Here is a 13,410-nt window from a genome sequence, read left to right as displayed (position 1 = left end):
ACAACATAAAGTGCATGAGCCTCATCTCTCAGATGTTCTTGTCTGTACTTGATGGTGGCTGTGCGCAGGGCGCCCTCGGGCGCGCCGGCTTTGTGTGTTTCCCCGGTCTACTAACCTGTGCACAGCTGCCACCCCTTCGTTTAGTAGCGAAGAGGTGCTGGCCCTAATCAGGTACAACACACATGCATAAAGTCACGCCCAACCCGCCTCCACCATCCAGCCTGTTCAGCGTCGCCGCCGACGCCAGCAACGAAACCCTGATCACCAACAGCTACGAAACCTTTTCTTCTGTCACTGCCTTGTTGCTCGACCTGTCGGAGGACCTGACCGGCAAGCAACGCGATGTCGCCCTTGCGATTCACCAATTGAGTGAGTTGGGGGTTTTGTTGATGGACAGGTTGATGGAGCGGGAAGCTGCTGTGGTGGGGAGTTAAGCTTTCGAACCCACAGCTGGCAGACCATTGAGCCGTCGGTAGTGTTGACGGCTTGATGGCCTTCGGTTGCTGTGACGTTTTTAAAGGCTGTTTCTGCCATGGACAGTCGGCAACAAGAGCAAGCGCTTCACTTAACGGCTCAACGCCTGCGCATACTTCCCGCATGCCCCGACATCACCGTCATACGACGCGTTGCGAATGATCTCTTGACCATCCACTTCGATATCAATCTTGCACGTCGCATTCATCTGAACGGTGGTCCCGCCGATGCTGGTCCCCGAATAAGTAGATTTACCGCTACCGGTCGGCACTTTACCGGTGGAGACACTGCTGCTTGGCTGATAGGTGGATACCATTTGCGAGGTGGTCCAAGTGTAGACGTGGCGGCCGGCCAACGTTCGTTCGCTGGTCGGAACGCCCAGCCTGTCGATCGCCACGGACACGGGTTGTCCCCGCAGGCGTGCGAAGCCGTTGTCCAGTTGGTCGGTCACACATGCCGAAAGCAGCAGCAGTGGAAACAGCACAAACATTCCCTTCACGGTTTTTATTCTCCGAAATTTGTTGGGTTGGATACATTGCATACTCGGAGAAAATATAACCGATTAGGTAGAATACCTACCAAATCGGTTTGTTCTATTTTTGTAAAAATACTTCCAGTAGCCAACAATCGCCCCTGATTTCCTAAACGCTCTTGACTGGCTCCTGTTGGCCGGAAGCGGACGGTCAGGAGCGGCAGCTAACGGCCCAGAGTGTGTAAAAACTCCAAAGCCAGCTCGGATGATTAAAAATCGCCCCCCAACGCGCATTGCCGCATCTGTCCGGCGTCAGTAGGATTCGGTCATCGCTGACATAAGTGGATGTGTATATGGAAAGCATGCCGAGACTGGAAATTGAGCGCGTTGCGTATCAAGAGTTTTTAACTCTTTGGGAACGCGGAACATTCGATAATCAGCGCTTAGGCCAAGCGTTCTATAACCATTTTCGGCTTCATCGTCTGAGCGACCAAAGGCGCCTGTTCGGTCTCTATGAAACTGACGGAGACAAGGCCATGACCGCGATCTCCCGCCTGTTCCAAATCAGATAACTCCGACCCCGCGTTTCGCGAGAGCAGGGTCAGCCTTGGGTCAATATTCGCCTCTCATAAGAGACTGCGTTGGCTCAGAGTGGGTAAACGCTTTTGCGAACCCTTGCTATGATTTCTGAGGATTTCATCGCAGGGATCGCCCATGAAGCGCTTTATTCAAGGTGAACATCGAGGCCAAGGCACCTTACTTCCGGCTAGCCTCGACGACTACGTCAGCGATACCAATCCGGTGCGCGTAGTCGACGCCTTCGTCGACGAACTAGACTTGGTCAATCTGGGTTTTGAAGGTGCGATCCCAGCCGATACTGGCCGGCCTGCTTACCACCCTGCAATCCTGCTGAAGATCTACATCTACGGCTATCTCAACCGCATCCAGTCGAGTCGACGTTTGGAGCGAGAAGCCCAACGCAACGTCGAACTGATGTGGTTGACCGGGCGTTTGATGCCGGACTTCAAGACCATCGCCAACTTCCGAAAAGACAACAGTAAAGCCATCCGAGGCGTCTGCCGCCAGTTCGTCGTGTTGTGTCACCAGTTGGGACTGTTCGGAGAGCATCTGGTCGCCATCGATGGCAGCAAATTTAAAGCCGTCAACAACCGCGACCGCAATTTCACCAGCGCCAAACTGAAGCGGCGAATGGAAGAAATTGAATCGAGCATCAACCGTTACCTGACGGCACTCGATGCTGCTGATCGGCAAGAACCAACAGCTACCGAGCCCAGCGCCGTGCGACTGAAAAAGAAAATCGCCAAGCTCAAAATTCAAATGAAAGAGCTTCAGGCGATCGAGATTCAGCTCAATGATTCACCGGATAAGCAGGTCTCACTGACCGATCCAGACAGCCGATCCATGATGACGCGCGGCACGGGAATTGTTGGCTATAACGTGCAGACAGCGGTCGATACGCAGCACCATTTGATCGTTGCGCACGAGGTGACCAACGTTGGTTCCGACCGCGATCAACTCAGCTCGATGGCTATGCAAGCCCGCGAGGCGATGGCGTCAGATGCGTTGTCGGTAGTGGCTGACCGAGGTTACTTCAAAAGCGAGCAAATCCTGGCTTGTCACGATGCAGGCATCACCGCCTATGTACCCAAGCCGATAACCTCTGGAGCCAAGGCTGACGGGCGTTTCAATAACGATGCCTTCATCTATGACTCGGCAAAGAACGAATACATTTGCCCGGCTGGAGAGGCGCTGATCTGGCACTATTCCTACGTTGAAAAAGGCCTGAAGCTGCATCGTTACTGGAGTTCGAAATGCCAGGGCTGCGCGTTGAAATTGCAGTGCACACCGAGCACGGAACGACGAGTTCGACGCTGGGAGCATGAAGCCATATTGGAGGAGATACAGCTTCGGCTGAGCAAAGCACCGGAGATGATGCGAGTCCGAAAACGGACTGTTGAGCATCCCTTCGGGACGCTCAAACAATGGATGGGTGCGACGCACTTCCTGAGCCGAAAGCTGGCCGGGGTGAGCGCGGAGATGAGTTTGAATGTGCTCGCCTACAACTTGAAACGGGTCATGAAAATCATTGGTGCTAACGGTTTAATGAAGGCGCTGTCGCCATAAAAAAGGCTGGTTTTGGCCCATCCCAGAGGCTGTAAAAACAGCGTTACGTGTTCCAGGTCGCGACCGATGCGACTCGAAGCATTGACCGTGCGATCGCTCAGCCAACGAACGTCAATGGCTCAAGACGATCAGGTTATGAGCGTTTTTACACACTCTGGGCCAGAAGCGGACCTTCATTTCAGACGCATGTATTCGCCTATAGTGGCATCTAGTAGGATGCGGATTTGAACAAAAGAAGTTTCATCATGAATGTTCACGTACTTGAAGAAAGCAATGTCTTATCGATCAAAGTTGATCATGCCCATCGCTATTTCGAGATGATTGTCAGACTGGGTGACGGGACCAGAAACAAGCTGATGGCATGGAACGCGGACGGCACTGAGCTAACGATCAGGCTTGGTGCTCTTAACGTTCAAAACTCCAGCGAACTCGGAGAGCTTGAAGGGATAAACATCGTTGATAATGTTCTATCCCTTGAAGGTGATTTTGGAGATATAACGATCACAGCCACCTCGATTTTGATTGAAAAGCTGACGTAACTACCGTGCGGGAGGCTACTTCGAGCTGAATGCTCCCCGTCACGGATGTCTGTATCTGGCCGACTGCGCACTCTGTCCAGCAATTATTGAGGAGCCGCAGGCGTCAGGAAACGAATCACCAGCATGATGTATCCGAGGAGCCCCCCCTTTTTTCTTTGATCAACCTGTTGGCTCGGCAAATTGGCGTTTACGTCCGGGCTTGCTCGAGCGGGCGGTCCAGTACCGTCCGCAGAGAGCAGCTTCATTTACCTTCGCTCAATTCAGCAAGGTAGAGCAGTGAGTCGATAATTCATAAACCATTGCGCGCCGACCTCCGACTGACTTCAAAATGCCTCCAATCAGTCATATTTCTGCAATGAAAACCTGCGAGTTTTGTCGGCGAAAACAAGACGGAACGGTATGTTTTAGCTCGCTAAAATGCTGTTTTAATAATGGAAAATGGATTTTAAGGAAAATCGATGTCGACGTTTTGTCAGATTATGGATCAATCTGAGAGTGGTGGGTGCGGGTGCAAGATTCCATCCAGTGTTTTAACGAACATTCTGTCGCAAACTGCAGCAGCCAATACGGTCTCGGATGACAAGGTGGTAATGGGTTTTGAGTCTTCTGACGATTGCGCCGTCTATGATGCAGGTGAAAAATATCTTTTATTCACCACCGATTTTTTCTCCCCGATAGTCAACGATCCTTTTGTCTTTGGCCAATTGGCAGCCAGCAATGCTGTAAGCGATATCTTTGCTTCAGGCGGGAGCCCGCTTATCGCCAACTCGATCATGGCGTTCGACCCGGAATTGGTTTCAGTCGAGCAAGTAACGCAGATGATCCTCGGCGCCCAGTCAGTGATGAACAAGTTCAATGTCAGCATCGTCGGTGGCCATACGATCAAGAACAGTCAGCCCTTGTACGGTTTCTCGATCATTGGTGAGGTGGAAAAACACCGTTTAAAGAAAAATAACACGGCCAGGGTCGGTGACTTGCTGGTTATGACGCGTCCGATCGGTGTCGGCATCCTCGCCAATGCCCTGAAGACCGGAGTGATTGAACAAGAAGATATTGCTGCGTCGACCCTTGCACGGATTACCGGCGACAACGCGTTCGGCCGTACGCTGAGCGAAACCCCTGAGGTCAGCAGTTTGACTGATATCACTGGGTTTGGATTGATCGGCCATATCAGTGAGTTGGTCGGGCTTGGGCAACTGGATGTTGACCTGAATACGGGCAGCCTGGTTTTTTATGACGGCACGGAGTCATTGGCGGTGGCGGTGACGTCGGCTGACAGCGGTATTTTTTCTAACATTAAAAAGTACGCGCAGAACGTGGAGTACCTGGCTGATCTTCCATTAGCTAAAAAGTTTCTGTTGCATGATCCGCAAACGAATGGCGGCTTGCTATTCACTGTGAGTGCCGAAGGATTTGAACAGAATCGTCAGAGGTGGCAGGCGCTTTGCCCTGACCTGATTATTATTGGTCGGATGACGGAAGGGACCGGCAAGATCAAGGTTTACTGAGATGGTAGCCGTGACAATCTACCCGGTTATGGTCGGTGTGGGCGTGATGGCTGGCTTCATGTCAGGGTTGTTCGGTATCGGTGGGGGCATCATCGTGACGCCTCTGCTGGTGCTCATTTACCCGATATTGTCCGGTCAGAAACTGCCGATTGAAGTCGTGACAGGACTGTCTTCCGCACAGGGTTTCTTTTCGTCCCTCGTGTCGTTCGCGCTGCACCGCATCAAGTTCCAGCCGGATTGGAGAGTGATCAGAAGCTTTGCCATACCAATGGCTGTCGCCAACTTTTTTGCCTCGCTTCATGCTGAGGCATTCAGCGAAGACTTCATCCTGTTTGTGTTCGGACTGCTGGGGTTGATGTCACTGCTGGTGACGTACCTGTTCCATAAACCGGTGGCCCTGTTCTGCGACCATCCATCGCTGTCGTTACCACTGATAGGGCTGGTGCTTGGCGTATTGTGCGGGTTGGTCGGGCAAGGGGGCGGGTTCATCTACCTGCCTGTACTGATCAGCTTGTTTGGCCTGCAGATAAAGCAAGCCATTTCGACCTCGGCGCTGATCGGTATTATCGGAGCCAGTGGGGCGTTATTCGGCAGAGTCGGTTCATCCATGGACTTCCTCGGCTACACCGGTGAATTGGTACTGGGGATAGTGGTGGGTGGCTTCCTCGGCGCCATGCTTTCTCATCGGCTGGACCCGCGGCATCTGAAACAGGCGCTGAATGCTTTCATTTTGCTGTGCTCAATCCAGCTCATGCTGCGCTTGCTTATTTGACCGGTGAGTCTCTGTTCGCATGTTGCAAGCATCATTTTGAATGACATAAAACAGAAAACCTGGAAGTGTTTTGATATGGATATTGCTGTGGATGCAATTTATGCCGACATCTGTGGTTCGGCACCTGTTTCAAAGGGTGTCAGCAACATGCTTCAGGCGCTATTTTCGAACCGCCAATGCGCCAACCCCAATGCCAATCACGCCCTCGGCGTTCAGTTGCTCGAACGCGTCGAACGGGCGCGCGGCAACATCGCCAGCCTGTTGAAAGTGGACGCCGATTGCCTGATTTTCAACAGCGGATCCAGTGAGGGCTGTGCCCAGGTGTTTCATGGTTTTTTCGAACGCTACAAACATGAGCAACCCTTGGTGTTGTACTCAGCGATCGAACACTCCTGCACCCTGCAGAACATAAACCGCTACGGTCTGGAAGGCCTGCAAGCCATGGCGATCGGGCACAAAATGAACGGACTGCTCGACACCGAACAATTGGCGCAGTTGCTCCAGGCCCATACCGGTCGCCCGATATTGGTTTGCGTTATGGCAGTGCACAACGAAACGGGCGTAATTCAACCGATCGAAGAAATCGCCCGACAAGTGAAGGCTCGGGGTGGGTTGCTGTTTTCGGACATGACCCAGGCCATCGGCAAAATCCCTGTGGATCTGCATGCATCCGGCGTCGATTTCGCCATTGCGTCAGGACACAAGTTCGGAGCATTGCCCGGCGCCGGCTTCCTGTACGCAAGAAGTCGCTACGGGTTGTCGCCATTGATTGCTGGCGGCGGTCAGGAAGGTGGATTGCGCGGCGGTACTCAGAATTATCCGGGCATTCTTTCGATTGAAACCGCGCTGCAGGAGAAACAGCACACATACGGCACCGGTGAAGTCGCAGTACAACAGAGCCGGGAAACGTTTGAACTTGCGCTGCAAGCGATGCTGGGTGAAGTGGTCGTGATCGGTCAGCAAGCACCGCGTGTACCGTGTGTGAGTTTTGTTGCATTGCCAGGGGTTAATACAAAAAAACTGCAGTGGGCCTTGAACATGCAGTCGATCTACATAACCGGGGGGTCGGCATGCTCGGACAAGAAACTGAGCCTGTCCAACACGGTTACACAACTGGGATATTCCGACCGGATCGCCGGGGCCACGGTGCGTATTTCCATCGACGAAAATCAGTGTCAATTCGCGTATAAGCGGATTCTGGAAGGTATCTCCCAAGCGCTGAAGCTGTCCAGGACGGGCTCGGCAGCTCGCACTGGGAACCACGAGTTATGAGGGTGGTGACCTCCGGTTCGGCGTACCTGGACATCGACGCGTATGCCTGTTGCATTGCGTACGCCGAGCTGTTGAATCACCAAGGCGTTGAAGCTCGGGCCGTCAGTAGCGCCCCGCTCAATGCCAGCATTTCCAGGACCGTGCTCGGATGGCAATCTTCTCTGGACGATTATCTGCCGAGAGCGGGTGATGAGTTTGTGTTGGTGGATGTCTCCGACTACCACCATTTCGACCCGCTGGTGGTGCTTGAACAGGTGGTGGAAGTCATCGACCATCATCCTGGCTTTGAAAATTATTGGGCGCAGAGGCTCGGATCTACGTCAGATATCCTGCCGATCGGCGCAGCGGCGACCCTGATTTTTCAGCGTTGGGAAGCGGCAGAGCGGTTGCCGCTGATCAGCGAAAAAAGTGCTGCGTTGCTGGCCACGGCAATTCTGGACAATACCCTGAATTTCACCGGGCAGTTGACCACTCAATCGGATATCCGGGCTTATGAAGCCCTCGCATGGCGGGCGAAACTGGAAACGGACTGGCCCGAGCGGTATTTCGCCGAGTGTCAAGCCACTATCGAGTCAGACCTGATTGGTGCGTTGGCGGTTGATTTGAAGCGGCTGAAAGCCGACAGCAATCTGCCGCAGGTTTTCGCGCAGATGGCGGTGTGGGATGCCAGTGCGCTCATGCGAACACATCGCTCAACGATCGCTCACTGGCTGGCGACGCAGGGTGGAGACTGGCTGTTGAACGTCATCAGCATTCGCGAGTGCAAAAGCTACTTTTTGGCCGAATCCTTGGTCAGCCAACAAAAGTTAAGCCGTTTGCTGTCGATCGAATGGCAGGCGGGAATGGCTGTGCTTGAGCGCCCGCTGCTACGTAAGGAATTGTTGAAGTTGGGATTGGAGCGCTTCGCGACAACCGAAACAACGTAGGAAAAACATGGCACTTAAACCCGGCCCGCTTCACCGATTGCACAATTAATCGGTGAAGCGGGCTCAAACTTCATACTCACAACACTGGCCTGCTTAGCTTCAAACATCTTCACGTCGCCTGACTTGATTGAATAAGGGCCAACCGATACCTCACCTCCACCAACCCCACTCCCCCCCTCTCCAACCCCCGCTCACTCCCCACATCCTCCCCACACCCCACCCCACGGTAAAACCGAATAGCCCGGGCATTCCCGCTCAACACCCACAGCGTCAACGCCTCAAACCCCTGCCCCGCCAACCACGCCACACCCGCCTGCCACAACGCCAACCCCACTCCCGTTTGCCAATAGGCCGCCAGCACATAAATGGCCATGACCTCTCCCACCTTGCGCCCCTCAACATCCTCATCCCGGCTGGCCCCCACGGCGATCCACCCCACCACTTGCCCGTTCACCTCAGCAACGAATACGCACGGCTCCCCCGCTTCAATCGCGTGAGCCCAGTGCGCTTCGCGTTTGGCCAGGGTAGTGCCCAGCGAATCCAGGTATTGGGCAGGCATCAGGTCGCGGTAAGCCGCCTGCCAACTGCTGACGTGTACATGGGCGATGGCGTTGGCGTCGGTGGGTTGGGCGTGGCGAATCATTGAAATCGTCCTTGGTCAACGTTGAGGGTGCCTGTGTGTTTATCACAACTCGATGACGCCAGCCGCGCTGCCGCCTCTGCTTGCGCGCAGGTGTTCCACGTCCCGGGCCGGGGGCGCGCCGAACAGTCGGGCGTAGTCGCGGTTGAATTGAGAGGGGCTGTTGTAGCCGACTTCGAAGCCTGCGCTGGCGGCGTCGGCGCCTTCGGCGAGCATCAGCCTGCGGGCTTCTTGCATGCGCAGTTGGGTGCGGAATTCGAGCGGGCTGAGCGAGGTGACGGCGCGAAAGTGCAGGTGGAAGTTTGAGCGGCTCATGCCGGCGACGTCGGCGGCCTGTTCGATTCGGCAAGCCTGGCGAAAGTGTTGGCGGATCCACACCACGGCGCGGGCGATCTGGTTGAGCCGGCTGTTGGCGTGCGCCATGTGGCGCAGGGTGCCGCCGCCGGGGCCGGTGAGCAGCCGGTAGTAGATTTCGCGCAGCACCATCGGCGCCAGCGCGGGTACGTCGGCGGGGGTTTCGAACAGCGCCACCAGCCGCGTGGCAGCGTCGAGCAGCACCGGTGAGGTTTCGTTGAGTGACAGGCCCGAGGCCGGCGCGGCGGCGCTCATGCCGCCGGGATGGCGCATGACCAGTTCGGCGATTTCCTTGATATCCAGGTCGATCTGCAGGCACAGGTAGGGCTCGGCCGTGCTTGCCTCAATCACCGAGCCCATAACCGGCTGGGCGACGGAGGCGATGAGGTGGCGCGCCTGATCATAGACATAGGACACGGTGCCCACGCTCGCGCGCTTTCGGCCCTGGGCGACCAGGCACACGGTGGGCTCGTAGATCACCGGCATCGGCTCGCTCGGCACCGACCAGCGGATCAGCTTCACCCCGGCCACCGGCGTGTCGAAGGTGCCGTCGGTTGGGGTCTGGCGTGAAATCAGGCGGGCGAAGCTGGTCAGTGGGGTCATGCAGGTTCACCGGTTGGGACATGCAGCCGTTTTCTCATGATTTGGCCGAGGGCGAAAGCCAGGCGTCCACGCCTCTGGACGATCGTGCAAGCATCCGGGACAAGCGTGCTACCGACCCGCGCCGCACCGGGCCGAGGATAAACCTCGAAACGGGGTCGGCCTTACGCCGCCCTGCCTTGTCCGATTGACCGCAGGAGTTCGTGATGAAATACAAACAACTGGGCAACACCGGCCTCATCGTCTCGCAGCTGTGCCTGGGCACGATGACCTTCAGCAGTGGCACCGGCATCTATAAACATATTGGCGCCGTGGGGCAAAGCGCGGCGGATGAGCAGGTCAAGGCCAGCCTGGACGCGGGGATCAATTTCTTCGACACCGCCGACATTTATTCAGGCGGCGAGAGCGAGCAGATCCTCGGCCAGTCGTTTCGCAACCTGGGCCTGGCCCGCAGCGATTATGTGCTGGCCACCAAGGTCGCCGGGCGCATGGGGCCGGGGAAAAACCAGGTGGGCGCCTCCCGCGGGCACATCATGGACGCGGTGCACGCCAGCCTGAAACGGCTCGGCACTGACCATATCGACCTCTACCAGATTCACGCCACAGACTCGCTCACGCCGCTGGACGAAACCCTGCGCGCCCTCGATGACCTGGTACGGCAGGGCAAGGTGCGTTACGTCGGTGTGTCCAACTGGCAGGCGTGGCGGCTCGCGACCGCGCAGGGCATTGCCGCCCGCGCCGGGCTTGCGCGGTTCGAATGTTTGCAGGCGTATTACTCGGTGGCCGGGCGCGACCTTGAGCGCGAACTGGTGCCGCTGCTGGAGGCCGAGAAAATGGGATTGCTGATCTGGAGCCCACTTGCGGGCGGCCTGCTGTCGGGCAAGTACAGCCGCGAAACCCCATCACCCGAAGGCGCGCGGCGCTCAGGCTTTGATTTCCCGGTGGTGGACAAGGAACGTGGCTGGAAGGTGATCGACGTGCTGCGCCCGATTGCGCAGGCCCATGGCTGCAGCCCGGCCCGCGTCGCACTGGCCTGGTTGCTGGCCAAGCCGGCGGTGACGTCAGTGCTGATCGGCGCCAAACGGCTGGATCAGTTGGCGGACAACCTCGCCGCCATCGACCTGACGCTCACCGCCGATGACATGCGCCAGCTGGATGAGGTCAGCGAGCTGCCGCGCGAATACCCCGGCTGGATGGTCGAAACCCAGGGCGCCGACCGTTTCGGCGAGACGGACCTGTGGGACGCCGCGACGGCCCACACGTCCTGACCCGCTGGGGCCTGCCAGGTTTCATCCGCGCTTGGGCAGCTTCCAGTTCGGCCGGATGAAGTGGCAGGTGTACCCGTTGGGAATGCGCTCCAGGTAATCCTGGTGCTCGGGCTCCGCTTCCCAGAACGGGCCCGCCGGTTCGATCTCAGTGACCACCCGGCCCGGCCACAGCTTCGAGGCGTCGACGTCGGCGGCGGTGTCTTCGGCGATGTCGCGTTGTTGTTCGCTCAGGTAGTAAATCGCCGAGCGGTAGCTGGGGCCCCGGTCATTGCCCTGGCGGTTGGGCGTGCTGGGGTCGTGGATCTGGAAGAAGAATTCGAGAATCTGCCGGTAGCTGATCACGGCCGGGTCAAACACGATTTCAATCGCTTCGGCGTGGTTGCCGTGGTTGCGGTAGGTGGCATTCGGCACATCGCCGCCGGTATAGCCGACGCGCGTGCGCAGCACGCCGGGGTAGCGGCGCAACAGGTCTTGCATGCCCCAGAAGCAGCCGCCGGCGAGGATGGCGGTTTCGGTCGGGTTGGTCATGGTCGGTCACCTCAGTGGATACGGGTGTAGTTATGGGGACGGGTTGGCGGATACCAAGGACTAACGTTTTTTGTACGCAGGGGCTGCAAAAGGCACGGCGTTAAGTTCATGATGCGTCCACAAAAAATCAAGGACGATAACAACAGTGAAAAACGCCCTCACCGCCCTGTTTCTGCTGTGCCTGGCCGCCCCGGCTCTCGCTGAAGAAAGCCCCGTCGGTTTCCGCACCGCCACCCTCCCCGACGTACAGAACAACCGTCCACTGCAACTGGTGGTTTGGTATCCCGCTGCAACAACCGCCAAACCCGAGCTGATCGCCGACACCGTGGTGTTCGTGGGCGCCCCTGGCGTTCCCGACGCACCGCCGGCTGCAGGGGCGCATCCCCTGGTCGTGCTGTCCCATGGTTACGGCGGCAACTGGGGTAAACAGGTGTGGCTGGCCAGTGCATTAGCGCACAAGGGATACATCGTGGCGGCGGTCAATCACCCCGGCACCACCACCAAAGATCGAACCCCTGAAGTCGCCGCACACGTCTGGAAGCGCCCCGGCGACCTGAGCCGCGCGATCGATGCGGTACTGGCGCAGCCGCAACAATTTGGCGCAGTCGAGAACACGCGGATTGCCGCCATCGGCCATTCCCTCGGCGGCTGGACGGTACTGGAAATCGCCGGCGCCCGCTTCGACCCCGACCTGTTCAGCCGCGACTGCAAACTGCACCCCAAACTGGGCGGGTGCATCGCCTACCAAGAGATGAACCCCGCCGGGACGCCGGCCCTGAAGGCGCACTTGGCCGCCGATTTGAGCGACAAGCGCGTCACCGCCATTGTGTCCCTGGACCTGGGCCTGTCCCGTGGCTTCACCGACGCCAGCCTGGCCGCACTGACGGTGCCGACGCTGCTCATTGCCGGCGGCGCGCCCTCGGAGGATATGCCTGCCGAACTGGAGTCCGCCGACCTGGCCAGGCGGCTACCCAAAGCTTCGACGACCTATGTGGATATCCCCGACGCCAACCACTTCAGTTTTATGTCGATATGCAAGCCGGGGGCAATTGAGCTGATTGAAGAGGGTTCGCCGGGCGATGGCATGATCTGCCTGGACGGCAAAGGCGCCCGGCCACGGGAGGTGATTCAGCAGCAGGTGATCGGGTTGATTACCGAATTTCTGGCGAAATAGCCCCCGATCACTCGAAACATCCATTTCAGAAAACGCAGCCAATGCACAAGACCCGGTCGCCTGACGGCGCCGGGTCTTTTGCTGTGCAATCAGAACGGCTTGGTCGGCAAATACTTGCCATCCAGCGTGATCACCGCACGCGAACCGCCGTCCGGGTCCACGACCTTTTTAACCTCAAGCTTGAAGTTGATGGCGCTGATAATGCCGTCGCCGAACTTCTCATGCACCAAGGCCTTCAGCGTGGTGCCATAGACCTGAATCATCTCGTAGAAACGGTAGATCGTCGGGTCGGTCGGAATGCCATTGCCGAGGCTGCCACGCAGCGGGATGGTTTGCAGCAAGGCGACCGCGTCGGCATCCAGGCCCAGGGTGTCGGCGACCGCCTGGGCAGCGCTGGCCGGCAGCGGATGCTGGCCGAGCAAGGCGGCGGTGACGAACGCCTCGGACAGGCCGGTGCCTTCGGCGATTTGAGCGAACGACAGGTCTTTGCGGGCCTTGGCCAACAAAATGACGTCGGTCAGGGCAAGGCGGGAGTTCTGACTGATTTGCGACTGGATCATGGGGTTATCTCCGTGGGTGAAAAATAAGGGTTAAAACCGGCTGTGACTGAGGGGTGAACATCCACCATCGTTAGAACACCACCGCTCAAATGCGGGAGCTGGCTTGCCTGCGAAAGCGGCGGAACTGCCACTACCTATGTCGCCTGTGCCGCCGCCTTCACAGCCTCGCTGGGGCTCG

Annotated in this window: 15 protein-coding genes; 10 read left to right on the top strand and 5 right to left on the bottom strand. The window is 57.4% G+C overall.

From position 1 onward, the window contains the following. The first annotated feature begins 182 nt into the window (after positions 1-182). Positions 183-434, top strand: coding sequence for a DUF6124 family protein (locus ATI14_RS17440; RefSeq protein WP_016969989.1), 252 nt, complete (start codon positions 183-185; stop codon positions 432-434). 131 nt (positions 435-565) lie between these two features. Here the strand turns inward: ATI14_RS17440 and ATI14_RS17435 are convergent, their stop codons facing one another. Beyond that, the gene (locus ATI14_RS17435; RefSeq protein WP_130886685.1) at positions 566-973 is read right to left on the bottom strand and encodes a hypothetical protein; all 408 of its coding nucleotides are present in this window, start codon (positions 971-973) and stop codon (positions 566-568) included. A gap of 326 nt (positions 974-1,299) precedes the next feature. On the opposite strand from ATI14_RS17435, the gene ATI14_RS17430 reads away from it, so the two are divergent. The 7 genes from ATI14_RS17430 (at position 1,300) to ATI14_RS17400 (ending at position 8,108) form a co-directional block, all read left to right on the top strand. Continuing rightward, on the top strand, positions 1,300-1,518 hold the full coding sequence (locus tag ATI14_RS17430) for a hypothetical protein (RefSeq protein ID WP_016969992.1): 219 nt from the start codon (positions 1,300-1,302) through the stop codon (positions 1,516-1,518). 142 nt (positions 1,519-1,660) lie between these two features. Next, positions 1,661-3,091, top strand: coding sequence for an IS1182 family transposase (locus ATI14_RS17425; RefSeq protein WP_016969993.1), 1,431 nt, complete (start codon positions 1,661-1,663; stop codon positions 3,089-3,091). Positions 3,092-3,336: 245 nt separating this feature from the next. Then, a complete protein-coding gene (locus ATI14_RS17420) occupies positions 3,337-3,630 on the top strand; it encodes a hypothetical protein (protein WP_016969994.1) in 294 nt (97 codons plus the stop codon). A gap of 458 nt (positions 3,631-4,088) precedes the next feature. Beyond that, positions 4,089-5,138, top strand: a complete 1,050-nt coding sequence (selD, locus tag ATI14_RS17415; protein ID WP_016969997.1) for a selenide, water dikinase SelD — start codon at positions 4,089-4,091, stop codon at positions 5,136-5,138. A 1-nt stretch (position 5,139) separates the two neighbouring features. Then, on the top strand, positions 5,140-5,910 hold the full coding sequence (locus tag ATI14_RS17410; RefSeq protein ID WP_016969998.1) for a sulfite exporter TauE/SafE family protein: 771 nt from the start codon (positions 5,140-5,142) through the stop codon (positions 5,908-5,910). Between the two features lie 75 nt (positions 5,911-5,985). Then, positions 5,986-7,182 (top strand): cysteine desulfurase family protein, encoded by a 1,197-nt coding sequence (locus ATI14_RS17405; protein WP_016970000.1) that lies wholly within the window; start codon positions 5,986-5,988, stop codon positions 7,180-7,182. Then, a complete protein-coding gene (locus ATI14_RS17400) occupies positions 7,179-8,108 on the top strand; it encodes a DHH family phosphoesterase (protein ID WP_016970003.1) in 930 nt (309 codons plus the stop codon). The genes ATI14_RS17405 and ATI14_RS17400 overlap by 4 nt, the downstream gene beginning before the upstream one ends. A gap of 109 nt (positions 8,109-8,217) precedes the next feature. Here the strand turns inward: ATI14_RS17400 and ATI14_RS17395 are convergent, their stop codons facing one another. Continuing rightward, positions 8,218-8,751 (bottom strand): GNAT family N-acetyltransferase, encoded by a 534-nt coding sequence (locus ATI14_RS17395; RefSeq protein ID WP_016970005.1) that lies wholly within the window; start codon positions 8,749-8,751, stop codon positions 8,218-8,220. A 42-nt stretch (positions 8,752-8,793) separates the two neighbouring features. Next, positions 8,794-9,705: an AraC family transcriptional regulator gene (locus tag ATI14_RS17390; protein ID WP_016970006.1), complete on the bottom strand. Its 912-nt coding sequence runs from the start codon at positions 9,703-9,705 to the stop codon at positions 8,794-8,796. Between the two features lie 203 nt (positions 9,706-9,908). On the opposite strand from ATI14_RS17390, the gene ATI14_RS17385 reads away from it, so the two are divergent. Then, positions 9,909-10,970 carry an aldo/keto reductase gene (locus tag ATI14_RS17385; RefSeq protein WP_016970007.1) on the top strand — a complete coding sequence of 354 codons (1,062 nt, stop codon included), beginning with the start codon at positions 9,909-9,911 and terminating at the stop codon, positions 10,968-10,970. Between the two features lie 21 nt (positions 10,971-10,991). Here ATI14_RS17385 and msrA read toward each other — a convergent pair whose 3' ends face one another. Beyond that, complete coding sequence (msrA, locus tag ATI14_RS17380; RefSeq protein WP_016970009.1) at positions 10,992-11,498, bottom strand: peptide-methionine (S)-S-oxide reductase MsrA; 507 nt, start codon at positions 11,496-11,498, stop codon at positions 10,992-10,994. A 145-nt stretch (positions 11,499-11,643) separates the two neighbouring features. Here msrA and ATI14_RS17375 point away from each other — a divergent pair, with 145 nt between their 5' ends. Beyond that, complete coding sequence (locus tag ATI14_RS17375) at positions 11,644-12,672, top strand: alpha/beta hydrolase family protein (RefSeq protein ID WP_016970010.1); 1,029 nt, start codon at positions 11,644-11,646, stop codon at positions 12,670-12,672. An 89-nt stretch (positions 12,673-12,761) separates the two neighbouring features. On the opposite strand, the gene cynS is transcribed toward ATI14_RS17375, so the two are convergent. Further along, positions 12,762-13,232 carry a cyanase gene (cynS, locus tag ATI14_RS17370; protein WP_016970012.1) on the bottom strand — a complete coding sequence of 157 codons (471 nt, stop codon included), beginning with the start codon at positions 13,230-13,232 and terminating at the stop codon, positions 12,762-12,764. Positions 13,233-13,410 lie beyond the last annotated feature (178 nt).

Source organism: Pseudomonas tolaasii NCPPB 2192 (assembly GCF_002813445.1).
Taxonomy (GTDB): domain Bacteria; phylum Pseudomonadota; class Gammaproteobacteria; order Pseudomonadales; family Pseudomonadaceae; genus Aquipseudomonas; species Aquipseudomonas tolaasii.
This window is presented reverse-complemented; position numbering and strand designations above follow the sequence as displayed.

Coding starts and splice junctions, on each gene's coding strand:
- ATI14_RS17440 (WP_016969989.1), top strand. CDS start 183: ATGCATAAAGTCACGCCCAACCCGCCTCCACCATCCAGCCTGTTCAGC.
- ATI14_RS17430 (WP_016969992.1), top strand. CDS start 1,300: ATGGAAAGCATGCCGAGACTGGAAATTGAGCGCGTTGCGTATCAAGAG.
- ATI14_RS17425 (WP_016969993.1), top strand. CDS start 1,661: ATGAAGCGCTTTATTCAAGGTGAACATCGAGGCCAAGGCACCTTACTT.
- ATI14_RS17420 (WP_016969994.1), top strand. CDS start 3,337: ATGAATGTTCACGTACTTGAAGAAAGCAATGTCTTATCGATCAAAGTT.
- selD (WP_016969997.1), top strand. CDS start 4,089: ATGTCGACGTTTTGTCAGATTATGGATCAATCTGAGAGTGGTGGGTGC.
- ATI14_RS17410 (WP_016969998.1), top strand. CDS start 5,140: ATGGTAGCCGTGACAATCTACCCGGTTATGGTCGGTGTGGGCGTGATG.
- ATI14_RS17405 (WP_016970000.1), top strand. CDS start 5,986: ATGGATATTGCTGTGGATGCAATTTATGCCGACATCTGTGGTTCGGCA.
- ATI14_RS17400 (WP_016970003.1), top strand. CDS start 7,179: ATGAGGGTGGTGACCTCCGGTTCGGCGTACCTGGACATCGACGCGTAT.
- ATI14_RS17395 (WP_016970005.1), bottom strand. CDS start 8,751: ATGATTCGCCACGCCCAACCCACCGACGCCAACGCCATCGCCCATGTA.
- ATI14_RS17390 (WP_016970006.1), bottom strand. CDS start 9,705: ATGACCCCACTGACCAGCTTCGCCCGCCTGATTTCACGCCAGACCCCA.
- ATI14_RS17385 (WP_016970007.1), top strand. CDS start 9,909: ATGAAATACAAACAACTGGGCAACACCGGCCTCATCGTCTCGCAGCTG.
- msrA (WP_016970009.1), bottom strand. CDS start 11,498: ATGACCAACCCGACCGAAACCGCCATCCTCGCCGGCGGCTGCTTCTGG.
- cynS (WP_016970012.1), bottom strand. CDS start 13,232: ATGATCCAGTCGCAAATCAGTCAGAACTCCCGCCTTGCCCTGACCGAC.